This is a genomic window from Geodermatophilus sp. SYSU D00708 (genome assembly GCF_054050115.1).
Window position 1 is genome coordinate 43738 of sequence record NZ_JBJGYS010000026.1, and the last position, 23459, is coordinate 67196.

General features: G+C 74.7%; 20 protein-coding genes. 10 read left to right on the forward strand and 10 right to left on the reverse strand.

The window, feature by feature from the left end; genetic code table 11:
• The first annotated feature begins 15 nt into the window (after positions 1-15).
• Genes ACI79D_RS19430 through ACI79D_RS19440 form a run of 3 tightly spaced genes read left to right on the forward strand, consistent with a single transcriptional unit; the run spans position 16 to position 2464 of the window.
• Positions 16-1641: an acyl-CoA carboxylase subunit beta gene (locus ACI79D_RS19430; protein ID WP_456920119.1), complete on the forward strand. Its 1626-nt coding sequence runs from the start codon at positions 16-18 to the stop codon at positions 1639-1641.
• The gene (locus ACI79D_RS19435; protein WP_456920120.1) at positions 1638-1859 is read left to right on the forward strand and encodes an acyl-CoA carboxylase epsilon subunit; all 222 of its coding nucleotides are present in this window, start codon (positions 1638-1640) and stop codon (positions 1857-1859) included. The genes ACI79D_RS19430 and ACI79D_RS19435 overlap by 4 nt, the downstream gene beginning before the upstream one ends.
• Positions 1856-2464, forward strand: a complete 609-nt coding sequence (locus ACI79D_RS19440; RefSeq protein WP_456920121.1) for a Maf family protein — start codon at positions 1856-1858, stop codon at positions 2462-2464. The genes ACI79D_RS19435 and ACI79D_RS19440 overlap by 4 nt, the downstream gene beginning before the upstream one ends.
• Here ACI79D_RS19440 and ACI79D_RS19445 read toward each other — a convergent pair.
• Positions 2442-3194 (reverse strand): class I SAM-dependent methyltransferase, encoded by a 753-nt coding sequence (locus tag ACI79D_RS19445; protein WP_456920122.1) that lies wholly within the window; start codon positions 3192-3194, stop codon positions 2442-2444. The two genes, ACI79D_RS19440 and ACI79D_RS19445, sit on opposite strands and share 23 nt — an antisense overlap.
• A gap of 127 nt (positions 3195-3321) precedes the next feature.
• On the opposite strand from ACI79D_RS19445, the gene ACI79D_RS19450 reads away from it, so the two are divergent.
• Positions 3322-5082 carry an acetyl/propionyl/methylcrotonyl-CoA carboxylase subunit alpha gene (locus tag ACI79D_RS19450; RefSeq protein ID WP_456920123.1) on the forward strand — a complete coding sequence of 587 codons (1761 nt, stop codon included), beginning with the start codon at positions 3322-3324 and terminating at the stop codon, positions 5080-5082.
• An 81-nt stretch (positions 5083-5163) separates the two neighbouring features.
• On the opposite strand, the gene ACI79D_RS19455 is transcribed toward ACI79D_RS19450, so the two are convergent.
• Together ACI79D_RS19455 and ACI79D_RS19460 are read right to left on the reverse strand one after the other, a co-directional pair.
• Complete coding sequence (locus ACI79D_RS19455; RefSeq protein WP_456920124.1) at positions 5164-6837, reverse strand: reprolysin-like metallopeptidase; 1674 nt, start codon at positions 6835-6837, stop codon at positions 5164-5166.
• A gap of 180 nt (positions 6838-7017) precedes the next feature.
• A complete protein-coding gene (locus ACI79D_RS19460) occupies positions 7018-8421 on the reverse strand; it encodes an NAD(P)H-quinone dehydrogenase (RefSeq protein WP_456920125.1) in 1404 nt (467 codons plus the stop codon).
• Between the two features lie 115 nt (positions 8422-8536).
• Between ACI79D_RS19460 and ACI79D_RS19465 the strand changes: the two genes are divergently transcribed.
• The gene (locus ACI79D_RS19465) at positions 8537-9025 is read left to right on the forward strand and encodes a gamma-glutamylcyclotransferase (protein ID WP_456920126.1); all 489 of its coding nucleotides are present in this window, start codon (positions 8537-8539) and stop codon (positions 9023-9025) included.
• Positions 9026-9100: 75 nt separating this feature from the next.
• Here the strand turns inward: ACI79D_RS19465 and ACI79D_RS19470 are convergent, their stop codons facing one another.
• From ACI79D_RS19470 to ACI79D_RS19495, 6 genes are all read right to left on the reverse strand, one after another.
• On the reverse strand, positions 9101-10006 hold the full coding sequence (locus ACI79D_RS19470; RefSeq protein WP_456920127.1) for a hypothetical protein: 906 nt from the start codon (positions 10004-10006) through the stop codon (positions 9101-9103).
• A gap of 169 nt (positions 10007-10175) precedes the next feature.
• Positions 10176-11177, reverse strand: a complete 1002-nt coding sequence (gene meaB / locus ACI79D_RS19475) for a methylmalonyl Co-A mutase-associated GTPase MeaB (protein WP_456920128.1) — start codon at positions 11175-11177, stop codon at positions 10176-10178.
• Positions 11177-13384, reverse strand: coding sequence for a methylmalonyl-CoA mutase (gene scpA, locus ACI79D_RS19480; protein ID WP_456920129.1), 2208 nt, complete (start codon positions 13382-13384; stop codon positions 11177-11179). The genes meaB and scpA overlap by 1 nt, the downstream gene beginning before the upstream one ends.
• Positions 13381-15261: a methylmalonyl-CoA mutase subunit beta gene (locus ACI79D_RS19485; protein ID WP_456920130.1), complete on the reverse strand. Its 1881-nt coding sequence runs from the start codon at positions 15259-15261 to the stop codon at positions 13381-13383. The genes scpA and ACI79D_RS19485 overlap by 4 nt, the downstream gene beginning before the upstream one ends.
• 38 nt (positions 15262-15299) lie before the next feature.
• Positions 15300-16547 (reverse strand): amidohydrolase, encoded by a 1248-nt coding sequence (locus ACI79D_RS19490; RefSeq protein ID WP_456920131.1) that lies wholly within the window; start codon positions 16545-16547, stop codon positions 15300-15302.
• The gene (locus ACI79D_RS19495) at positions 16544-17716 is read right to left on the reverse strand and encodes a glutamate--cysteine ligase (protein ID WP_456920132.1); all 1173 of its coding nucleotides are present in this window, start codon (positions 17714-17716) and stop codon (positions 16544-16546) included. The genes ACI79D_RS19490 and ACI79D_RS19495 overlap by 4 nt, the downstream gene beginning before the upstream one ends.
• Before the next feature lie 104 nt (positions 17717-17820).
• Between ACI79D_RS19495 and ACI79D_RS19500 the strand changes: the two genes are divergently transcribed.
• The 5 genes from ACI79D_RS19500 to ACI79D_RS19520 are packed head-to-tail and all read left to right on the forward strand — an operon-like array spanning position 17821 to position 22215.
• Complete coding sequence (locus ACI79D_RS19500; RefSeq protein ID WP_456920133.1) at positions 17821-18630, forward strand: purine-nucleoside phosphorylase; 810 nt, start codon at positions 17821-17823, stop codon at positions 18628-18630.
• On the forward strand, positions 18627-19490 hold the full coding sequence (locus ACI79D_RS19505; RefSeq protein ID WP_456920134.1) for an NAD-dependent epimerase/dehydratase family protein: 864 nt from the start codon (positions 18627-18629) through the stop codon (positions 19488-19490). Before ACI79D_RS19500 ends, ACI79D_RS19505 begins: the two co-directional genes overlap by 4 nt.
• Positions 19487-21136, forward strand: coding sequence for a phospho-sugar mutase (locus tag ACI79D_RS19510; RefSeq protein WP_456920135.1), 1650 nt, complete (start codon positions 19487-19489; stop codon positions 21134-21136). Before ACI79D_RS19505 ends, ACI79D_RS19510 begins: the two co-directional genes overlap by 4 nt.
• A gap of 3 nt (positions 21137-21139) precedes the next feature.
• The gene (locus ACI79D_RS19515; protein ID WP_456920136.1) at positions 21140-21838 is read left to right on the forward strand and encodes a haloacid dehalogenase type II; all 699 of its coding nucleotides are present in this window, start codon (positions 21140-21142) and stop codon (positions 21836-21838) included.
• Positions 21835-22215, forward strand: coding sequence for a VOC family protein (locus ACI79D_RS19520; protein WP_456920137.1), 381 nt, complete (start codon positions 21835-21837; stop codon positions 22213-22215). Before ACI79D_RS19515 ends, ACI79D_RS19520 begins: the two co-directional genes overlap by 4 nt.
• Positions 22216-22221: 6 nt before the next feature.
• Here ACI79D_RS19520 and ACI79D_RS19525 read toward each other — a convergent pair whose 3' ends face one another.
• On the reverse strand, positions 22222-23217 hold the full coding sequence (locus ACI79D_RS19525; protein ID WP_456920138.1) for an ABC transporter substrate-binding protein: 996 nt from the start codon (positions 23215-23217) through the stop codon (positions 22222-22224).
• Positions 23218-23459 lie beyond the last annotated feature (242 nt).

A 23459-nucleotide genomic window follows, 5' to 3' on the forward strand; every position in this document is an offset into this window, starting at 1 on the left:
TACGCTACGGAACCTGTGACAGCGGCTGAACTGGAGAACGCTGGCGAGCACCTGCCCGGCGACGTCGACATCCACACGACAGCGGGGAAGCTGGCGGACTTCGAGCGGCGGGTCCAGGAGGCCACGCACGCCGGCTCGGCGCGCGCGGTGGAGAAGCAGCACGCCGCGGGCAAGATGACCGCCCGCGAGCGGATCGAGGCGCTGCTGGACCCGGGCTCGTTCACCGAGCTCGACGAGTTCGCCCGCCACCGCTCCACCAACTTCGGCATGGACGACCGGCGTCCCTTCGGGGACGGCGTCGTCACCGGCTACGGCACCGTCGACGGCCGGCCGGTGTGCGTCTTCTCCCAGGACGTGACCGTCTTCGGGGGCAGCCTCGGCGAGGTCTACGGCGAGAAGATCGTCAAGGTGCTCGACCTGGCCATGCGCAACGGCTGCCCGGTCGTCGGCATCAACGAGGGCGGCGGCGCGCGGATCCAGGAGGGCGTGGTCTCCCTGGGCCTGTACGCGGAGATCTTCCGCCGCAACGTGCACGCCTCCGGCGTCATCCCGCAGATCTCGCTGGTCATGGGCGCCGCCGCCGGCGGGCACGTCTACTCCCCCGCGCTCACCGACTTCGTGGTGATGGTGGACAAGACCAGCCAGATGTTCATCACCGGCCCGGACGTGGTGAAGACGGTCACCGGCGAGGACGTCACGCTCGAGGAGCTCGGCGGCGCCCGCACGCACAACACCAAGTCCGGAGTGGCGCACTACCTGGCCGAGGACGAGACCGACGCGCTGGACTACGTCAAGGCGCTGCTGTCCTACCTGCCCAGCAACAACCTCGACCCGCTCCCGGCCCTCGAGGTCGCCCCGGTCGACACCACCCCCGACGGCGTCACCGACGACGACCGGGAGCTGGACACCTTCATCCCGGACTCGGCCAACACGCCCTACGACATGCACACCGTCGTCCAGCACGTCCTCGACGACGGCGAGTTCCTCGAGGTGCAGCCGCTGTTCGGCCCGAACATCGTGGTCGGCTTCGGCCGGGTCGAGGGCCGCCCGGTCGGCGTCGTGGCCAACCAGCCCACCCAGTTCGCCGGCACCCTCGACATCGACGCCAGCGAGAAGGCGGCGCGGTTCGTGCGCACCTGCGACGCCTTCAACATCCCGGTGCTGACCTTCGTCGACGTCCCCGGCTTCCTGCCCGGCACCTCCCAGGAGTGGGAGGGGATCATCCGCCGCGGCGCGAAGCTGATCTACGCCTACGCGGAGGCGACCGTCCCGAAGATCACCGTCATCACCCGCAAGGCCTACGGCGGCGCCTACGACGTCATGGGCTCCAAGCACCTCGGCGCCGACCTCAACCTGGCCTGGCCGACGGCGCAGATCGCGGTGATGGGCGCGCAGGGCGCGGTGAACATCCTCTACCGGCGCGAGCTGGCCGAGGCCGACGACCCCGACGCCCGCCGGGCCGAACTGATCACCGAGTACGAGGACGCGCTGCTGTCCCCGTACATCGCGGCCGACCGTGGGTACGTCGACCAGGTGATCCGGCCGTCGGAGACCCGCATCGAGATCACCAAGGGACTGCGGCTCCTGGCCAACAAGCGGCAGACGTTGCCCCCGAAGAAGCACGGGAACATCCCGCTGTGACATCGTCGTCCCCGGCCGGCCCGCTCCTGCGGGTCGTCAAGGGTGAGCCCAGTCCCGAGGAGCTCGCCGCCCTCACCGTCGCCGTCGCCGCGCTGTCGCAGCGACGGCCCCGCCGCCGGCCCGCCCCGGTCGGGGCCTGGGCCGCGTTCGGCGACGCCCACCGCACAGCACTGCGCCCCGGCCCCGGCGGCTGGCGCGCCGCAGGGAGGTTCGCATGAGTGTCGATCGTCGGCTGGTGCTCGCGTCGGCGTCCCCGGCGCGGCTGACGCTGCTGCGGCAGGCCGGCCTCACCCCCGAGGTCGTCGTCAGCGACGTCGACGAGTCGGCCGTGACGGCTCCGCGGGTGGGTGAGAAGGTCGCGCTCCTGGCCGCCGCCAAGGCCGGCGCGGTCGCCAAGCAGGAGACCGACGCGCTCGTCGTCGGCGCCGACTCACTGCTGGAGTTCCGCGGACAGGCGCTGGGCAAGCCGGCCGACGCCCGGGACGCGCGCGACCGCTGGCAGCGGATGAGCGGCAAGAGCGGCGTGCTGCACACCGGGCAGGCGCTGTTCGACGTCCAGGACGGCCGGGTGGTGAGCCGGGACGTCGCCGTCGTGTCGACCGCGGTCCACTTCGCCACGCCGACGCCGCAGGAGATCGAGGCCTACCTGGCGACCGGGGAGCCGCTGGCCGTGGCCGGCGCGTTCACCCTCGACGGGCTGGGCGCACCGTTCGTCCGCCGGGTGGACGGCGACCCCGCGGCCGTGGTCGGCCTGTCCCTGGCGACCCTGCGCACCCAGCTGGCCAAGCGCGGGCTGACGATCACCGACCTCTGGCGCCGCTGACCGGGTCGGCCCGGACCAGGTCGAGGACGACGGCGCCGGCGACGGGCCGCAGGCGCTCCAGGCGGCGCTCGAGCCGCTCGGCCCACGCGGGGACCCGGCGCACCCCGCTCGGGTAGAGGTAGAGGTTCTCGCGGCCCGCCGGCTGCCAGCCCCCGGCCCGCGCCCGCCGGAGGAAGTCGCGGACCGGGAAGGTCCGCTCCCCGGGCGTGAGCACGTGGTAGGCCCAGACGTAGGGGTGCACGCGGTTGGGCTCCATCGCCCGCCACCGGGCCGACGGAGAGCTCACCGCCCGCACCTGCGCGAGGACCCGGTCCAGGTCGGTCACGTGGTGCAGGGCGTCGACGCTGATCACCAGGTCCGCGGAGCCGGCGGGGACGGCGTCGGTGAGGGTCTCCCCCGTGCCGACCACGAACCGCACGTTGTCCAGCCCGGCCGCCTCCGCGCGCCGCCGGGCGTAGTCGACGTAGTTGGGCAGCGGCTCGACGCCCACGAACGTGCGGGCGGGGTGACGGGTCGCCAGCTCGCGCAGCAGCGTGCCGGTGCCGCAGCCGACCTCCAGCACCCGGCCCGGGACCGCGGCGAGCAGCCGGTCGAAGTGGTCGGCCCGCCGCCGCGCCATGTGACCGGTGGCGCGCAGGTCGTCGTACTCGTCGGGCCGCCCGTCGAAGCCGGCGTTCAGCGGGGGGACGTCGTCGGGCGGTCGCTGCACCCAGGCCCCTCGGGAGGTCATCGCCGCAGGCTAGGCGACCGGCGCGGCGACCGGGCCCGGTCCGGGCGCGGCGGTCCACCCTGCGGGAGCGTCGGCGGCGCCCCGCTGGCTACAGTCGAGCGGCTCGACAACCGGAGGAGGAGGACCCGTGCAGAAGGTCCTGATCGCCAACCGCGGCGAGATCGCCGTGCGCGTCGCGCGCGCGTGCAAGGACGCGGGGCTGACCAGCGTCGCCGTCTACGCCGAGCCCGACCGCGATGCGCTGCACGTGCGGATGGCCGACGAGGCCTTCGCCCTCGGCGGGACGACGCCCGGCGACTCGTACCTGGTCATCGACAAGATCCTCCAGGCCGCCGCGCAGTCCGGCGCCGACGCGATCCACCCCGGGTACGGCTTCCTGTCCGAGAACGCCGACTTCGCGCGGGCGGTCATCGACGCGGGGCTGACCTGGATCGGCCCCTCCCCCGAGGCGATCATCGCGCTGGGCGACAAGGTGCAGGCCCGGCACATCGCCACCAAGGCCGGTGCGCCGCTGGTGCCGGGCACCAAGGACCCGGTCTCCGGCGCCGACGAGGTCCTCGCCTTCGCCGAGGAGCACGGCCTCCCGGTGGCCATCAAGGCCGCCTTCGGCGGTGGCGGCCGCGGGCTCAAGGTGGCTCGCACCACCGACGAGATCCCCGAGCTGTTCGACTCCGCGGTCCGCGAGGCGGTCTCCGCCTTCGGCCGCGGCGAGTGCTTCGTCGAGCGGTTCCTGGACAAGCCGCGGCACGTGGAGGCCCAGGTGCTCGCCGACACCCACGGCAACGTGGTCGTCGTCGGCACCCGCGACTGCTCGCTGCAGCGCCGCAACCAGAAGCTGGTCGAGGAGGCGCCGGCGCCGTTCCTGACCGACGAGCAGCGGGCGCGCATCCACTCCTCGGCCAAGGCGATCTGCCGGGAGGCCGGTTACCACGGCGCCGGGACCGTCGAGTACCTGGTCGGCGCCGACGGGTCGATCTCCTTCCTGGAGGTCAACACCCGGCTGCAGGTGGAGCACCCGGTCAGCGAGGAGACCAGCGGCATCGACCTGGTCCGCGAACAGTTCCGCATCGCCGACGGGCTGCCCCTCGACGTCACCGAGGACCCCACCCCGCGCGGGCACAGCATCGAGTTCCGCATCAACGCCGAGGACGCCGGGCGCAACTTCATGCCCGCCCCCGGCCCGGTGCAGCGGCTGGAGATCCCGCAGGGCCCGGGCGTGCGGTGGGACTCCGGCGTGGAGACCGGCGGTGAGGTGGCCGGGGCCTTCGACTCGATGCTGGCCAAGCTCATCGTCACCGGCGCCACCCGTGAGCAGGCGCTCCAGCGCGCCCGCCGCGCCCTGGACGAGCTGGTCGTCGAGGGCATGCCGACGGTCATCCCGTTCCACCGGGCCGTCGTCCGCGACGAGGCGTTCACCAGCGAGCCGTTCACCGTGCACACCCGCTGGATCGAGACCGAGTGGGACAACCAGGTCCCGCCGCACTCCGCCACCCCCACCGAGCACGGCGAGCCGGAGGAGCGGCAGACCGTCGTCGTCGAGGTCGGCGGACGCCGGCTCGAGGTCTCCCTGCCCGCCGGGCTGGCCGCCGGCGGTGGTGCCCCCGCCGCGGCGCCGGGCGCCAAGCCCCGCCGGCGCAGCGGCGGGCACGGCGGCTCGGCCGCCTCCGGCGACGCCCTCACCAGCCCGATGCAGGGGACGATCGTCAAGGTCGCGGTCTCCGACGGGGACACCGTGGCCGAGGGCGACCTCGTCGTCGTCCTCGAGGCGATGAAGATGGAGCAGCCGATCGCCGCCCACAAGGCCGGCACGGTGACCGGCCTGTCGGCCGAGGTGGGCGCCACCGTCACCAGCGGTGCGGCGATCTGCACGATCGCCGACGCCGAGTAGTCCCCGCGACACCCCGAGGGCCCGGAACCGGACAACCGGTTCCGGGCCCTCGACGTCGGTCGCCCCGCGTCGCCGGTGCGCTCAGCCGCGGGCCCGGAGCCGGGCGAGCGCCCAGCCGGCGAGCGCGATCGCACCGAGGCCGCCGGCCGCGAGGGCCGGCAGCGGCCAGCCGCCGTCGCGCGAGGTCTGCGCCGCCGTCGCGACGTCGACCGCCTGCAACGCGTCGGCCAGGAGCGGCGTCCCGGCGGAGGTGGGGGTGCCGAGCAGCGTCCCGGGCGTCCCGGCGCCGGAGGCGCCATCGGCATCGGGGCCCGCGGCGGCGGGGGCCGCGGCGCGCTCCGGGGTGCCCGGCAGCACCTCGGGCTCCACCCCGGACGGCTCCTCCGGCAGCGGGGTGGTCGCGACGGCGTCCCCGGCCGCGCCGGTCACCGTGACGGTGGCGCCGACCGCGGTGACCGCGTCCACGGTGACCGTGAGGTCGCCACCGGAGACCGGCACGGGCACGCCCACCGGCAACGCCGCCTGCAGGTCGTCGTCCCAGCTCCCGGCGGCCGCCGGGGTGCCGTCGAGGAGCAGTGCGGTGTCGGGCAGCCCGCCGGCGCGGTGCAGCAGGACGCCGGACTGCAGGTCGAACAGGTTCTCCGCGGTGCCCAGCCACCCGTCGCGCCCCGTGGCGGCGCGGTACTCCAGCCAGTACGTGGCGCCCTCGGGGTCGGTCAGCCGGACGGCGCGGGTGCCCTGCCGGCCGGACAGCGGCGCGAGGGTCACCGTGGTGGCCGGGGCGCCGGCCGCGACGGCCGCCTGGGCCGATGCGGGCAGGACGCCGAGCAGCGCCGCCTGCGGGGCGTTCAGGGCGCCCATGGAGGCCCAGGAGGCACCCATGACGTCGTAGTAGTCCCGGTAGGACGCGGTGCGGCAGGTGCCGGTCTCGACGGCGGCGTCGCACTGGTGGCCGGAGGAGTGCCCCAGGCCGAAGTTGTGACCCAGCTCGTGGGCGATCACGGAGGGCAGCACGTCGCGGACGTAGAGACGGCCACCCGCGCCCGGGCCCGAGCCGACCTGGCCGAGGGCGTAGGAGCAGCCGGGCAGCTGCTGCGGGAGGCTGCTCACGTAGAGCAGCAGGTGGCGGCCCGGCCCGGACCGGAAGCCGATCCGGTCGGCGACCTCGTTCCACAGCGCGGTGGGGTCCGAGCAGCCCGCGGCCGTGCGGATCCAGTCGTGGGTCTCGTCGACCCCGAGGGAGACGGCGCCGTCGGTCTGCTCGGCCCAGAAGTCCGCGACCGGCCCGTCGACGGCGGCCGCGACCTGGGCCGGCGTCGTCCCGTCCTCGGTCCCTCCGGCCGGGACCACCAGGGCCACGGTGACCCGGTTGGTGAGGGACGCGCTGCGGGCGGCGGCGTGCTCGGGCGCCTCCTCGACCACCTCGGCGTCGAGGACGTCGCGGGCGGCCTCGTAGCCCTCCGCACCGGCGGCGTCGGCCAGGCGGTCCCCCACGGTCACCTCGACGGTCGACCCCACGGGCAGGTCGGCGACGGCCTCGGTCGGCACGCGCACGGCCTCGCCGGCCTCGGTCTCGACCCAGCTCAGCGGCGCCTCGGCGGCGTGGCCCTCGGCAGCGTCGGCCACCGCGGGGGAACCGGCCAGGTCGGTCTCCGGCCAGGCCTGGACCAGCTCACCGACGACGGTGTCGCCGGGCTCGTCGGCCCGCGCCGTCGTCAGCGGCAGCGCGAGGGAGACGACGGCCGCGGTCGCCACAGCGGCGAGCGCGCGGAGGCGGCGAGGGTGCGGGGAGGAGTGCATCTCCTACCCCATCGGCGGCCCCGCCCCCCATCGGCACCGGCGGCGGAGAATCCAGCCGAAACCGCTGTCACATCCGTCGCGGGTGTCCCATCCGCCCGGCTGACCGCTCGCGTGTCCCCAACGACCCCAGCGGCCTCATGCGAGCGCGTCGGCGCCCATCAGCCGCCGTCCGGCCTCGGTGATCGAGCCGGACAGCGACGGGTAGATCGCGAAGGTGTGCGCCAGGTCGCTGACCGTGAGCCCCTTGGTGACCGCCAGGGCGATCGGCAGGATCAGCTCGGACGCACCGGGCGCGACGACCACCCCGCCGACGACGACGCCGGTCGCCTGGCGGGCGAACAGCTTGACGAAGCCGTCGCGCATGTCGGCCATCTTGGCCCGCGCGTTGGTGGCCAGCGGCAGCCGGACGACGTCGATCTGCGCGTCCTCGGGCAGCGACTTCTCCTGCACGCCCACGGTGGCGATCTCCGGGTGGGTGAAGACGTTGGCCGCCACGGTCTTCAGCCGGATCGGGGTCACCGCCTCACCGAGGGCGTGCCACATGGCGATCCGGCCCTGCATCGCCGCCACCGAGGCCAGCTGGAAGACGCCGGTGACGTCACCGGCGGCGTAGATGCCGGGCACGCTGGTGCGCGAGACGCGGTCGACGACGACGTGACCGGAGGGCGCCAGCTCCACCCCGCACTGCTCGAGGTTGAGCCCCGCGGTGTTGGGCACGGTGCCCACGGTCATCAGCGCGTGCGAGCCGTCGACGGTGCGGCCGTCGGTCAGCTCGACCGAGACGCCCTTCTCGGTGCGCCGCACGCCGGCGGCCCGGCCGCGCTCCAGCCGCCCGCCGCGGGACTGGAACACCTGCTCGAGCACCTCGGCGGCGTCGGAGTCCTCGCCGGGCAGCACCCGGTCGCGGGAGGAGACCAGGGTGACCGGGACGCCGGCCTCCAGGTAGCCGGAGGCGAACTCCGCGCCGGTGACCCCCGAGCCGACGACGACCAGGTGCTCGGGCATGTCCTGCAGCTCGTAGACGTCCCGCCAGTCGAGGATCCGCTCGTGGTCGGGCTCGGCGCCGGGCAGCACGCGCGGGTCGGCGCCGGTGGCGATGAGGACGACGTCGGCCTCGAGGGTCTCGCTCACCGCGCCCTCGTCGTCCACCACCTCGACCCGGTGCTCGACCAGGCCGCGGACGTCGTCGGCCATGCGACCGCCCCCCGGGACCACGCGCACGCCCTCGCCCACCAGCCGCGCCTTGATGTCGGCCGACTGCGCGACCGCGAGGCCCTTGACCCGCTGGTTGACCGCGCCGAGGTCGATGCCCACCGCCGCCAGCTCGGCGCCCTGCACGCCCAGCGCGGCCGAGTCGCGCACGTTGGTCATCGCGCCGGCCGAGGCGATGAAGGTCTTGGAGGGGACGCAGTCGGTGAGCACGCTGGCCCCGCCGACGCCGTCCCGCTCGACGACGGTGACCTGCGCACCGAGCGATGCGGCGACCAGCGCGGCCTCGTAGCCGGCGGGACCGCCGCCGATGATCACGATGCGGGTCATGAGGGTCCTCAGGGGTGCGGGGCGGACACGTGCGGGCTCATTGTCCCCGTTGCCGGGGCCGCCGCGCGCCATCCCCCGGGGAGGGGCGTGCCACACGAACTAGGCTCGCCAGGCGATGGGCCTCTACGCCGCGTACGGGTCGAACATGGACCCCGCACAGATGCTCCGGCGCTGCCCCTCCTCCCCGCACACCGGTACCGGGTGGATCCGCGGCTGGCGGCTGACCTTCGGGGCCGAGGAGTACGGGTGGGACGGCGCGCTGGCGACCCTCGTCCCCGACGACAGCCTGCCCCCGGGCGCCCCGCCCGGTGAGGCGCTGACCCCCGGCGTCTTCGTGGCCCTCTACGACCTCACCGAGGCCGACGAGCGGGCGCTGGACGCGTGGGAGGGCGCCGACCTCGGGCTCTACCGCAAGCTGCACCTGCGGGTGCACACCCTGACCGGCGACCAGGTGGCCTACGTCTACGTCCTCGACGCGTTCGAGGGCGGCCTCCCCTCGGCTCGCTACCTGGGCGCGCTGGCCGACGCCGCGGAGTCCGCCGGCGCCCCCGACGACTACCTGACCGAGCTGCGCTCCCGGGAGTGCCGCTCCACCGGCGTCTGACCCCGCCCCTCCCCCGCGATCATGAAGTTCGGGATCCGACACGCCGTCAGCCGTCGGTGCGTCCCATCCCGGACGTCATGATCGCTGCCGGAAGGGGACGCCGAGCGCGCGCGCCGTCCGCGCCACCATGGCCAGGTGCCGGCGGTAGACGTCGGTCGCAGTGAAGTGCAGCAACGTCCATCCGCGCTCGGTCACCCAGTTGTGCCGATCCCGGTCCGCGGTGAGCTGCTCACGGGTCATGTGTGCCTCGAGCCCGTCGAACTCCACCCCCACGCACTCCTCCTCCCAGCCCATGTCCAGGAAGCAGGTCCGCCCCTCGCCGGCCAGGTCGATCTGAACGCGCGGAACAGGCAGGCCGGCCCGGAGGAAGCGCCATCGGGTACGCGACTCCATCGGCGACTCCGCCGCGGCGTCGGCGACCGGGATCAGCTCGCGCAACCGGATGACCTGGCGCAGACCGGCCTGGTCCGCAGCCGCCGCCGCGAGTTGATCGCGGGTGCACGTCCCTGTCCTGAGGGCGGCGTCCAGCGTCGCCAATCCGTCGATGGGTGCGGTGCTGCGGACGACGTCGCAGGCGGTCCGCGCCGGCGGAGTGCACCAGACGCCGTCCACGAGCACCGCGTCGTCCGTACCGAGCGAGGACGGGTGCACCTGCACGCCGGGCAGCCTCCGATTGACCAGCTGGGCCGGGCCGAGGAAGTGCAGCGTCCGGTCCTCCACGACGTCGAAGCCCCACAGGGACGCCGCAGTCGAGTGGCAGGCCACGAGGTCGCCGCCCACCGCCAGTGCCGCGGCGCGCAGCCGCAGCATCGGGGAGTCCGGCAGCTCGCCGTCGAGGAGCACTCCGCGCCACGGGCTCCGCCGCCATCTGCCGGCGCGGATCAGGGCACGGACCTCGGCGTCAGTGCAGTGGTCCAGGGCCTGCGACGTGGAGAAGACGCCGTGTTGGGCGGCGATGAGCCGGTAGAGCGCGAAGTCCACGGCGGGCAGCGTCCGGCGACGCCGATGCCCTCGGTCCCGTTCCGACGCATCTGTGGACGGTCGCGGGGGTGTGGACCCGTCCCGCGATCATGAGGTCCGGGAACGGACACGCGGAGTGGACCGCGCGTGTCCCATCCCGGACTTCATGATCGCGGGAAGCGGGGCGGGGTCACGCCTCCGGGGCGGCGAGGAAGGTCTCCAGCAGCTGCTGCGCGGCCAGAGCCGGGGTCAGCTCCCCCGCCAGCACCGCCTTCTCCAGCTCGGGCGCGACCGACCGGATGCCGGGGTGGGCCCGCAGCCGGTGCTCGAGCCCGTCGCGGACGAGGTGCCAGGTCCAGCGCACCTGCTGGGTGCGGCGGCGCTCCTCGAACTCGCCGGAGGCCTTCATCCGCTCCTGGTGCTCGACCAGCTTGGCCCAGACCGCGTCCAGCCCCTCGCCGGTCAGCCCGGCGCACGTCAGCACCGGCACGTCCCAGCCGCCCTCGACGTGGCCGCGCAGCATCCGGATCGCCCCGGCCAGCTCCCGCGCCGCCCGCCGCGCGTCGACGGCGCCCGGCCCGTCGGCCTTGTTCACCGCGATGACGTCGGCGATCTCGAGGATCCCGCGCTTGATGCCCTGCAGCTGGTCGCCGGTGCGGGCCAGGGTCAGGAACAGGAACGAGTCGACCATCTCGGCGACGGTGACCTCCGACTGCCCGACGCCGACGGTCTCCACCAGGACGACGTCGTATCCGGCGGCCTCCACGACCACCATCGACTCCCGCGTGGCCTCCGCGACCCCGCCGAGCGTGCCGGACGTCGGCGACGGCCGGATGAACGCGGCCGGGTCGACCGACAGCCGGGCCATGCGCGTCTTGTCCCCGAGGATCGACCCGCCGGAGCGGGCGGACGACGGGTCGACGGCGAGCACGGCGACGCGCGACCCCGCGGCGGTGAGCGTCACCCCGAGCGAGTCGATGAAGGTCGACTTGCCGACACCGGGGACGCCGCTGATGCCGACCCGGCGCGCCGAGCCGGTGTGCGGCAGCAGCTCGACGAGCAGCTCCTGCGCGCTGTCCCGGTGGTCGGCGCGCTGGGACTCGACCAGCGTGATCGCCCGCGCCACGGCCCGGCGGTTCCCCGCGAGGACCCCCTCGACCAGCGCCGGGACGTCGACCGCTCGAGCCGACATCAATGACCGAGGCGCGAGGACAGCGTCCGCAGCAGCCCCTGCGCCGCCTCGGCGATGACCGTGCCGGGCAGGAACACCTCGGCCGCGCCCATCTCCTTCAGCGTCGGCACGTCGTCGGGCGGGATGACCCCGCCGACGACGATGACCACGTCCTCCGCGCCGAGCTCGGCGAGCGCCTCCTTGAGCGCCGGCACCAGCGTGAGGTGCCCCGCGGCCAGCGACGAGACACCGACGACGTGGACGTCGGCCTCCACCGCCTGCCGGGCGACCTCCTCCGGCGTCTGGAACAGCGGGCCGACGTCGACGTCGAACCCGAGGTCGGCGAAGGCGGTCGCGATCACCTTCTGGCCGCGGTCGTGGCCGTCCTGGCCCATCTTCGCGACCAGGATGCGGGGACGGCGTCCCTCCGCCTCGGCGAACGCCTCGGCCATCCGCCGGGTCTCCTCCATGGGGCCCGATGCTCCCGCCTCCTCGCGGTACACACCCGAGATGGTGCGCACCTGGCCGGCGTGCCGCCCGTAGACCTCCTCCAGCGCGTCGGAGATCTCCCCGACGGTCGCCTTGGCCCGCGCGGCGTCCACGGCGAGCTTCAGCAGGTTCGCGTCCAGCTCGCTCCCCCGCCGTCCCTCCGCGGCCGCCCGCGCCGCGTCGGTGAGCCGGCGCAGCGCGTCCTGCACCGCCGCGGCGTCCCGGGAGGCCCGCAGCTCCTCGAGCTTGGCCTTCTGCTGGGCCAGGACGTCGGCGTTGTCGACCCGCAGCACCTCGATCGCCTCGTCGGCCTCGACCCGGTACTTGTTGACGCCGATCACCGGCTGCCGGCCGGAGTCGATGCGTGCCTGGGTGCGGGCCGCGGCCTCCTCGATGCGCAGCTTCGGGATGCCGTCGTCGATGGCCTGGGCCATGCCGCCGTGCTCGGCGACCTCCTGGATGTGCGCCCAGGCGCGCCGCGCCAGGTCGTAGGTGAGCTTCTCCACGTAGGCCGACCCGCCCCACGGGTCGATGACCCGCGTCGTGCCCGACTCCTGCTGCAGCAGCAGCTGGGTGTTGCGGGCGATCCGGGCGGAGAAGTCCGACGGCAGCGCGAGCGCCTCGTCGAGGGCGTTGGTGTGCAGCGACTGGGTGTGCCCCTGGGTGGCGGCCATCGCCTCCAGGCAGGTGCGGACGACGTTGTTGAACACGTCCTGCGCGGTCAGCGACCAGCCCGAGGTCTGCGAGTGGGTGCGCAGCGACAGCGACTTGGGGTTCTCCGCGCCGGCCTCCTTCATGAGCCGGGCCCACAGCAGCCGGCCGGCCCGCAGCTTGGCGACCTCCATGAAGAAGTTCATGCCGATCGCCCAGAAGAACGAGAGCCGCGGTGCGAACGCGTCGACGTCCAGCCCCGCGCCCTTGCCCGCCTGCACGTACTCCACCCCGTCGGCCAGCGTGTAGGCCAGCTCCAGGTCGGCCGTCGCCCCGGCCTCCTGGATGTGGTAGCCGGAGATGGAGATCGAGTTGAACCGCGGCATCTGCTGCGAGGTGAACGCGAAGATGTCGCTGACGATCTGCATCGAGGGCTTGGGCGGGTAGATGTAGGTGTTGCGGACCATGAACTCCTTGAGGATGTCGTTCTGGATGGTCCCGGCCAGCTGCGCGGGTGCCACCCCCTGCTCCTCCGCGGCGAGGATGTAGAGCGCCATCACCGGCAGCACCGCGCCGTTCATGGTCATCGAGACGCTCATCCGGTCCAGCGGGATGCCGTCGAACAGCTGCCGCATGTCCAGGATCGAGTCGACGGCCACCCCGGCCATGCCGACGTCGCCGACCACGCGCGGGTGGTCGGAGTCGTAGCCGCGGTGGGTGGGCAGGTCGAAGGCGATGGACAGGCCCTTCTGCCCGGCGGCGAGGTTGCGCCGGTAGAACGCGTTGGACGCCGCCGCGGTGGAGAAGCCGGCGTACTGGCGGATCGTCCACGGCTGGGTCGTGTACATCGTCGGGTAGGGGCCGCGCAGGAACGGCGGCAGCCCGGGCAGGGTCTGCAGGAAGTCCAGGCCCTCGAGGTCGGCCGGCGTGTACAGCGGCGGGACGGCGATGCCCTCGGGCGTCTCCCAGGTCGCCTCCGCCACGCTGCGCCCGGTGGTCTCCTCGAACCGCTTGGCCCAGTCGTCCGCCGAGGGGCCGGCCGACGGGCGCCCCAGGTCGACGCCGCCGAAGTCGGGGATCGTGCTCATGCCGGAACTCCCAACTGCTCGTGGACCGTGCGGAGGACGTCGAGCGCGTCACACCCGGCGTACACGTACCCGTCGACGCCGTCCACACCCAGCGACGGCTTCCCGGCCAGCCACACCTGCGTGGCACCGGCCGCGTGCAGCTCTTGGGCGAGGGCCGCTGCAGACTCGCCGTAGTCGCGGTCGGTGCCGCAGATGCAGGCCACCGTCGTCCCGGCGTCGGCGAGGCCGCTCGCCCCGTCGCCGGACGGCGTGGCCAGCCCGCCCGCCTGGAACAGGTTGGCCGCGAAGGTCGCCCGCGCGGTGTGCCGGGCCACCGGGCCGATCGTGGCCAGGTAGACCCGCGGCCGCTCCGCCGCCGCGTCGGCGCGGTCGCGCAGCTCCTCGAACTCCTGCGCGGCGCGCAGCCGGGGCAGCCCGCCGGAGGGCTGCGCGGGAGCCGCCGGCCGCCGCTCGGGCAGCTGCTCGGCCAGGTTGGGGAACTCGCTGACGCCGGTGATCGGGTCCTTGCGGTGCGCCAGCCGCTCGGCGCGGGTGGCCCAGGCCGCGGCCAGCCGGTCACGGACCAGCCCGGAGTCCAGCGCCGCGGCCAGCCCGCCGGCCCGCTCGATCTCGGTGAACCACTCCCACGCGGCGCGGGCCAGGTCGTCGGTGAGCGTCTCGACGTACCAGGAGCCGCCGGCGGGGTCGAGTACGCGGGCCAGGTGGCCCTCCTCGACCAGCAGGGCCTGGGTGTTGCGGGCGATCCGGCGGGAGAAGGCGTCGGGCAGGCCGAGGGCGGCGTCGAAGGGCTGCACGGTCACGACGTCGGCGCCGCCCACGCCGGCGGCGAAGCAGGCGACCGTCGTCCGCAGCATGTTGACCCACGGGTCGTGCCTGGTCGTCATGACCGAGGAGGTGACGGCGTGCTGGCGCTGGGCGCGGACGTCGGGCGCGGCGCCGCTGACCTCGCCGACCCGGTCCCACAGCCGCCGGGCGGCGCGCAGCCCGGCGATCGTCGTGAACTGGTCGGCCGACGCCGAGAAGCGGAACTCCAGCTGGCCGAACGCCTCGTCCACCGACAGGCTGCCGGCGGTCAGCGCCCGCAGGTAGGCCACCCCGGCGGCCAGCGCGCAGCCCAGCTCCTCGACGACGCTGCCGCCCGCGTCGGCGAACACCGTGCCGTCCACGACCACCGTGCGCAGCCCGGGGTGGGCCATCGCCCGGCGCGCGACGTCGGCCAGGCCGGAGAGGTCCTGCGCCTCCCCGGACGCGGCGTGCACCCCGAGCGGGTCCAGGCCCAGCGAGCCGCCGGGCGCCAGGTCGGTGCGGCCCTCCACCAGGGCCAGGAACGCCTCCGCCGCGCCCGGTCCCCCGGAGACCGTCACGGGCGCGAGGTCCAGCAGCACGTCGGTGAGCACCTCGCCGAGCGCCTCGACCGGGATCGCGCCCTCGCCGAGCACCAGCCACAGCGAGGTGACGCCGTTCTCCAGGTCCGCGGCGATCGCCTCGCGGGTGACCGCGACGTCGGGGTGCGCGTGCCGCTGGCGGACGTCCCAGCCACCGGGCACGTCGCTGCTCGCGCCCCCGGCGCGCCCGCCACGGACGAAGGGCGGCAGCCCCGGGACGCCGACCGCGCCGGGCAGGTCACCGACGTCCTCGGCGGTGTACAGCGGGGCGACGCTCACGCCGGTGGCCACCGGACGGCGGAGGGCGCCCTCGACCGGGTCGGGGAGGTCCTCGCGGCCGGCCTTCCGGAGCACGCCGGCGACGAGGTCGCGCCACTGGTCGCGGGTGACGGCCGGGAACTCGCCCGCGAGCCGCAGGTCCTCGGGGACCTCGTGCTCGGCGGGCACCTCGGCGTCACCGGGGTGGGCGGGCTCCTGCTCGGGTGAACGCATCGTCGGGTCCCCCTTCTCGGGTCGAGGAGCGACAGTCTCTACCGGCGCTTGCCCGTTTCCGTCCGGCCGGGGTGCGGCGACGGACCGGGCGGAGGGGTCCCCGCGTCGGCGGCCAGCGCGTGCAGGGCGGTGCGGGCCATCAGCCGCACACCCACCCCGATCGCCCGCTCGTCGACGTCGAAGGTCCCCCGGTGCAGGTCCAGCGGGGCACCGCCACCGTGCGTACCCAGCCGGGCCAGCGCGATGGGCAGCACGTCGGCGAACCAGCCGAAGTCCTCGCCGCCCATGCTCTGCGGGGACAGCTGCAGCCCCTCGGGGCCGACCGTCTCCAGCGCCGCCGAGCGCATCAGCGCGACCGCCCGCGGGTCGTTGACCACCGGCGGCACCCCCCGGATGTAGTCGACGTCCACCTCGGCGCCGGTCGTGGCGGCCACCCGCCCGACCAGCGAGCGCAGCAGCGCCTCGGCGTCCTGCCAGGTGTCCCGGTCGAGCACGCGCACCGTGCCGCGCAGGTGGCCGCGCTGCGGGATCGCGTTGGCCGCCACCCCGGCGTTGACCGCGCCCCACACCAGGGACATGCCGGCGCGCGGGTCGACCTGCCGGGACAGCAGCGCGGGCAGGTCGGTGATCAGCCGGCCGAGGGCGTCGACCAGGTCCACGGTCAGCTGGGGCCGGGCGGTGTGCCCGCCGGGACCGGTCAGCGTGACGTCCATGCGGTCGCAGGCGGCGGTGATCGACCCGGTGCGCAGCCCGACCGTGCCCGCCGGGATGGAGGGGTCGCAGTGCAGCGCGAACGCCCGGGAGGCGCCGTCGAGCACGCCGGCGGCGACGACCTCGGTGGCGCCGCCGGGCACCGTCTCCTCGGCCGGCTGGAACACGCACCGGACCGTGCCCGGCAGACCGTCGAGGCTGGTCAGCGCCAGGGCGACGCCGAGGACGACGGTGGTGTGCACGTCGTGCCCGCACGCGTGGCAGGTGCCCTCGCGGGTGGAGGCGTACGGGGCGTCCTTGAGGTCGGGCAGCGGCAGCGCGTCGATGTCCGCCCGCAGCACCACGACCGGGTCGCCGGAGCCGACCTCCACGACCAGCCCGGTCCCGGTCGGCAGCCGCCGGGGCTGCAGGCCCGCGTCGCGCAGCCGCTGCTCGAGGAAGGACGTCGTCTCGAACTCGGCGAACGCCAGCTCGGGGTGGGCGTGCAGGTGCCGGCGGACCGCGATGAGCTGCTGGTTTCGGTCGGCGGTCCACTCGTCGACCGCCGTCCCCAGCTTCTCCGGGAACTCCGTCATGCCGGGCGTCCCCCGGCGGCACCGGCGGGGTCGGGGGCGGGCAGTCCGTTCCGCAGCTCCGCGAGCAGGCTGTCGACGACGGCGCAGAGGTCACCGTCGTGGGCGGCGGCCACCGCGCGCTGCCGCTGGTAGGAGGCGCCGACGGCGAGCACCCGGTGGACGTCGGCGAGCTCGGCCTCGCAGCCGAGCCGCCGGGCGGTGGGCTCGAGGTCCTCGACCAGGTCGCTGATCGCCTGCCGCACGGGCCGGACGGTGCCCTTCTCGTCGACGACGATGTCGGCGTCCAGGCCGTAGCGGGCCGCCCGCCACTTGTTCTCCCGCAGTACCCAGCCGGCCGGCACGGGCAGGGTGTACCCGCGGTCGAGCTCGCGGTCGAACTGCTCGACCAGGCACTGCGACAGCGCGGCCACCGCGCCGATCTCGTCGAGGGTCGGCAGGCCGTCGCAGATGCGCAGCTCGACGGTGCCGAAGTCGGGGTGGGGGCGGATGTCCCACCACACCTCGCGGACGCTCTCGATGGCGTGGGTGGAGATCAGCGTCTCCATGTACTGCTCGAACCGGTCCCAGCCGGACAGCTGGTACGGCAGCCCCGCGGTCGGCATCCCCTCGAAGACCTTCGACCGGGCGCTGGCCAGCCCGGTGTCGGCACCCACCCAGTACGGGGAGGACGCCGACAGCGCGAGGAAGTGCGGCACGTACTGGGTGAGGGCGTTGACGATCGGGATCGCCTTCTCCGGCGCCCGGACGCCGACGTGCACGTGCACGCCGAAGATCTGCAGCCGGCGGGCCAGCCACTGCATCTTCTCGACCAGCTGGAGGTAGCGCTCCTTGGGCGAGATCTGCTGGGTCTGCCAGTCGGTGATCGGGTGGGTGCCGGCGCACATCAGCCCCAGCCCGCGCCGCTCGGCGGCGGCCCGCACCTCGGCGAGGGTGCCGGCCAGGTCGGCCTTCGCCTCGGCGACGGTGGTGCAGACCCCGGTGATGATCTCGATCGTCGACTGCAACAGTTCGTGCTTGGCCTTGGGGTGCTCCTCGGCGCCGTCGGGCGCGATCTCGGAGAGGATCTCCACCGCACCGGCGGTCAGCTGCCGGGTCTGCAGGTCGACGAGCTGCAGCTCCCACTCGACTCCCAGGCTCGCGCGCTCGGAGGAGCGGAAAGGTATCTGCACGCTGCGGAGTCTAGGGAAGATCACCTCATCCGGCTCCCGGTGCGAGCTTGCGGTGGGCCGGCGCAGGCAGGCACCTTCGGGCGGCGCTGCGTTAGCGTCCGTGCGTGAGTGCTCCTGCGGTCAACGACCCCTCCGAACTCGCCGCCCGGGCGGCCGGCGACCTCACCGCCGCCCTCGGCGACGGCCACGACGTCGCCATCGTCATGGGCTCGGGCTGGGCCCCGGCCGCCGACGCCTTCGGGGCCGCCGCGGCGAGCGTCGCGATCGGCGACCTGCCCGGCTTCGCCGCCCCCACCGCGGTCGGCCACGGCGGGGAGGTCCGCTCCGTGCGGGTCGGCGACCGCCGGGTGCTGCTCTTCCTCGGGCGCACGCACCTCTACGAGGGCCGGGGCGTCGAGCCGGTGGTCCACGGCGTCCGGACGGCGGCCTCGGCCGGCGTGCGGACCGTCGTCCTCACCAACGCCGCCGGCGGGCTGGCCCCCGAGCACCGGGTCGGGCAGGCGGTGCTCATCAGCGACCACCTGAACCTGACCGCGCGCTCGCCCCTGGTCGGCGCCACGTTCGTCGACCTCACCGACCTGTACTCCGCACGGCTGCGCGCGCTGGCCCGCGAGCTGGACCCGGCGCTGACCGAGGGCGTCTACGCGGCGCTGCCCGGGCCGCACTACGAGACGCCGGCCGAGATCCGCATGCTGCGCACCCTCGGCGCCGACCTGGTGGGCATGTCCACGGCGCTGGAGGCGATCGCCGCCCGCGCCGCGGGCCTGGAGGTCCTGGGGCTGTCGATGGTCACCAACGCCGCCGCCGGGATCACCGGCGAGAAGCTCGACCACGAGGAGGTCCTCGCCGCGGGCAAGGCCGCGGCCGGCCGGCTGGGCGAGTTCCTGGTGCAGTTCGTGGGGCGACTGCCGTGAGCGGCCCGGTGCTCGTCACGGGGGCGGCCGGGCGGATCGGCACGGTGCTGCGCGGCGGGCTGCCCGAGCGCGGCTGGGCGGTGCGGTCGCTGGACGTCGTCCCGATCGCCGACACCCGGCCCGGCGAGGAGCAGGTGGTCGCCGACGTCACCGACCTGGCGGCGGTGGTGGACGCCGTCGACGGCGCCTCGGCCGTGGTGCACCTGGCCGGCATCTCCGGCGAGTCGACCTGGCCGGCGATCTCGCACGCCAACATCGAGGGCACGTACTGCGTGCTCGAGGCGGCGCGGCGGGCCGGTGTGCCGCGGGTCGTGCTGGCCAGCAGCAACCACGCCACCGGGTTCACCGAGCGGCCGGCGTCCGGTCTGCTCCGCGAGGAGGACGCCCCGCCGCGGCCGGACACCTACTACGGCGTCGCCAAGGTCGCGATGGAGGCGCTGGGCTCCCTCTACGTCGACCGGTACGGCCTGGACGTGATCTGCCTGCGCATCGGCAGCGCCTTCCCCGAGCCGACGACGGTGCGGCAGCTGTCGACGTGGCTGTCCCCCTCCGACCAGGTCGGCCTCGTCGACGCCGCGCTGCGGGCGCCCTCCCCCGGCTTCGCCGTCGTCTGGGGCGTGTCGGCCAACACCCGCAACTGGTGGGACCTCACCGCCGCCCGGGCGCTCGGCTACGACCCGCAGGACGACGCCGAGGTGTTCGCCGACGCGCTGGTCGAGGTGCACGGCGAGCCCGACCTCACCGACCCGGTGCACGCCCGCGTGGGCGGCGAGTACACGACGGCGGCGTTCGACGCCGAGGAGTTCGAGCCGCCGCTTCCCCGCGGCGACATCGCACCCGGCAGCGGGGTGGAACGGTGAGCACGCTGCCCCGGGCGGCCATGCGGCTGCTCGACCGGGCCCGCGACTGGGCCGACGCCGACCCGCACGACGGCGACCGGGCCGAGATCGAGGCGCTCATCGAGGCCGAGAACTGGCCCGAGCTCGAGAGCCGGTTCGCCGGGCCGCTGACCTTCGGCACCGCGGGGCTGCGCGGGCCGCTGCGGGCCGGGCCGGCCGGGATGAACGCCGCCGTCGTCACCCGGGCCGCCGCCGGGCTGGCGCGGTACCTGTCCGACGAGGGACACGCCGGGGGCGGGGTGGTCATCGGCTTCGACGCCCGCCGCCGCTCCGACGAGTTCGCGCACGTCTCGGCCGCGGTGCTGGCCGGCGCGGGGTTCGCCGTGCAGGTGCTGCCGCGGCCGCTGCCCACGCCGGTGCTGTCCTTCGCCGTCCCGCACCTGGGGTGCGTGGCCGGGGTGATGGTGACCGCGAGCCACAACCCGCCCGACGACAACGGGTACAAGGTCTACCTCGGCGACGGCCGGCAGCTGGTGCCCCCGGCCGACCGGCAGATCGAGGCCGCGATCGCGGCGGTCGGGCCGGCCCGCGAGGTCCCGCTGTCCGACGACTGGGTCACCCTCGGCGACGACGTCCGGGACGACTACGTGGCCGCCGTCGTCCGGGCGCTGCAGCCGTCGTCGGTGCCTGCGATCGTGCGGCAGGGGCTGACGGTGGCCTACACCGCGATGCACGGGGTCGGGGCGGACACCACCCGCGCGGTGTTCGCCGCCGCCGGGTTCGCCCCGCCGGTCAGCGTCGACGAGCAGGACGCGCCCGACCCGGCGTTCCCGACGGTCGCCTTCCCCAACCCCGAGGAGCCCGGCGCGGTCGACCTGCTGACCGCGCTTGCCGCCGATCTCGACGCCGACGTGGCGATCGCCGTGGACCCGGACGCCGACCGCTGCTCGGTGGTCTGCGACGGCCGGCAGCTGACCGGCGACGAGGTGGGCGCGCTGCTCGCCGACTGGCTGCTGCGCCGCGGCGTCCGGGGGACCTACGCGTCATCGCTGGTCAGCGGCTCGCTGATGCGCGTGGTCGCGTCCGCGCACGGCGTCCCGATCGCGGAGACGCCGACCGGGTTCAAGTGGATCATGCGCGCGGGGTCCGACGCGGCGCCGCTGGTGTTCGGCTACGAGGAGGCGCTGGGCTACTCGGTGGCGCCGTCGGTGGTGCGGGACAAGGACGGCATCTCCGCCGCGCTCGCGGTCGCGCTGATGACCGCGGAGCTGCGGGCGACCGGCCGCACGCTGCTCGACCGGCTCGACGAGCTCGCCGTCGAGCACGGGCTCTACGTCACCGGGCAGCTGTCGGTGCGGGTCGAGGACCTGTCCCGGATCGGCGACATGATGGCCCGGCTGCGTGCGGACCCGCCGTCCCGCCTGCTCGGCCGGGACGTCGTGGCCAGCGACCTGCTCGAGGCGACCCCCGCCGTCGACGCCGTCCGGCTGGCCGGCGACGGGGTGCGGGTGATCGTCCGGCCCAGCGGCACCGAGCCGAAGCTGAAGGCCTACCTGGAGACGGTGGTCCCGGTGTCCTCCTCCGCCGCGGTCGCCGACGCGCGGCGCCGGGGCGCCGACGAGCTCGGGCGACTGCGGGCGGAGATGTCCGCCGCGCTGGGGGTGTAGGCCGTGGACGTCCGCGCGCTGGTCTTCGACGTGTTCGGCACGGTCGTCGACTGGCGCGGCGGGGTCGCCCGCGAGGTGCTGCGGCTGCTCGGCCCCTCGGTGGACGCGCTCGCGGTCGCCGACGACTGGCGCGGGCGGTACGTGCCGTCGATGGAGCGGGTCCGCTCCGGCGAGCTGCCGTGGACCCCGCTCGACGCGCTGCACCGCTCCTCGCTGGACGACGTCCTCGCCGACGCCGGGCTGGCGTCGACCTCTGCCGACGTACGGGAGGAGCTGGTGCTCGCCTGGCACCGGCTGGACCCGTGGCCGGACGTCGTCCCGGGGCTGACCCGGCTGCGCCGCTCGTACGTGCTGGCGCCGCTGTCCAACGGGAACGTGGCGCTGATCGTCGACATGGCCCGCCGGGCCGGCCTGCCCTGGGACCTGGTGCTCGGCGCAGAGATCGTGCGGCACTACAAGCCCGACCCGGAGGTCTACGACTCCGCGGCGCAGCTGCTGGCGCTGGCCCCGTCGGAGGTGCTGATGGTGGCCGCGCACGTCGACGACCTCGCCGCCGCACGGGCGCGCGGGCTGCGGACGGCGTACGTGCACCGCCCCGACGAGTTCGGCGGGCGGCGCGTGCCACCGGCGTCCGACCCGGACGCCGACCTGTCGGTGACGTCCTTCCTCGAACTGGCCGACCGACTGGGGTGTGCACCGTGATCATCGGCTTCCACACGATCGTCTACTCCGAGGACCCCGAGGCGACCCGGGCGTTCTTCCGGGACGTGCTGCGGTGGCCGTCCCTGGACGCCGGCGGCGGGTGGCTGATCTTCAAGACCCCGCCCGGCGAGCTCGGCGTGCACCCCACGGCGGAGGAGCCGGCCGAGCGGTGGGCGACGGTCCCGTTCCACCAGGCGACGCTGGTGTGCGACGACGTCGCCGCGACGATCGTGGAGCTGCGCAGCAGGGGCGTCGCGGTGCGCGAGGACGTGCAGGACCAGGGCTTCGGGCTGGTGACCTCGATCGACGTGCCCGGCGCCGGCTGGATGATGCTCTACCAGCCGCGGCACGGGCTCGCGTACGAGCTGGAGGGCTGAGCCGGTTCAGCGCACCGGGGCCAGCAGGGAGTCCAGGTCGACCTCGCCGTCGAGCAGTCCCTGGGTCTCGGCCAGGTCGGTGAAGACCTCGAAGGTGTCCTCGCTGACCTCGGTGTTCCACTCCGGCAGGCGGACCTGCGCGGCCAGCTCCGGGGAGATGTCCAGGTAGGTCGGCAGGATCGCGCGGACGGCGTCCGGGTTCTCCTGGGCGTAGGTGAGCGACTCGTTCATGGCGGTGGTGAAGCGCTCCACCACGTCGGCGTTCTCGGACGCGAACTGCGCGCTCGTGAAGTAGGTGGAGACCTCGATCTGGACGTCGGTGAAGTCGTTCAGCGGCGTGGTGAGGACGCGGACGCCCTGCTGCTCGGCGAGGGTGACGAACGGCTCGACCAGCCACGCCGCGTCGACGTCCCCCGCCTGCAGCGCCGCGGCCATGTTGGGGAAGGGCAGCTCGACGAACTGGATGGTCGAGGGGTCGCCGCCGTCGGCGCGCACGGAGGCGCTGACGACGCTGTCACCGATGGCGTTGATCGTGTTCGTGGCGACCCGCTTGCCCGCGAGGTCGGCGGGCCGGGTGATCGCCGGGTCCGCCGTCACGATGGTGAAGGGGTCGGCCTCGGGGTCACCGGTGCTGTCGACGGCGCTGCCGATGACCTGCACCGGCAGGCCGCTGGACGCGGCGACCACCAGCGACAGGTTGTTGCCGAACCCGATGTCGATGCTGCCGCTGGCGACGCCCGGCACGATCGCCGCGCCACCCTGCCCGGCGCTCAAGTCGAGCTCGATGCCCTGCTCCTCGAAGAAGCCCTGCTCCTGGCCTAGGTAGACGGGGGCGACGTCGATGATCGGGATGATCCCGAGCGCGACCGTCGTGGTCCCCGTGCCGCCCTCCGAGCCGCCGCCGTCCGATCCGCCGTCGTCGCCGGAGCAGCCCGTCACGAGGAGCAGGGCGGCGGCGACGGCGGCGCTGGCCCGCAGGCCGACGGCTCGGGTGGAGGTCATGGGCAGATCGTGACACGGCCCACAGGCTGGTGCCCGGACGTGGCGGCATGGCCGGTGTGGGCGTCGGCGGCATCGCCGGTGTCGGCGTTGGCGGTGTTGCTCGCGCAGTGCCGGTCCTGCAGGACCCGCAACGGTCGAGGAACCCCGGCAATGCGATCGGGTGGATGTCCACAGGGCTGCGTGCCCGTGCGGCTGACGCTCCGTAGTCTCCCCGGGACCGGTGGACGACTCGGGGGTGGACG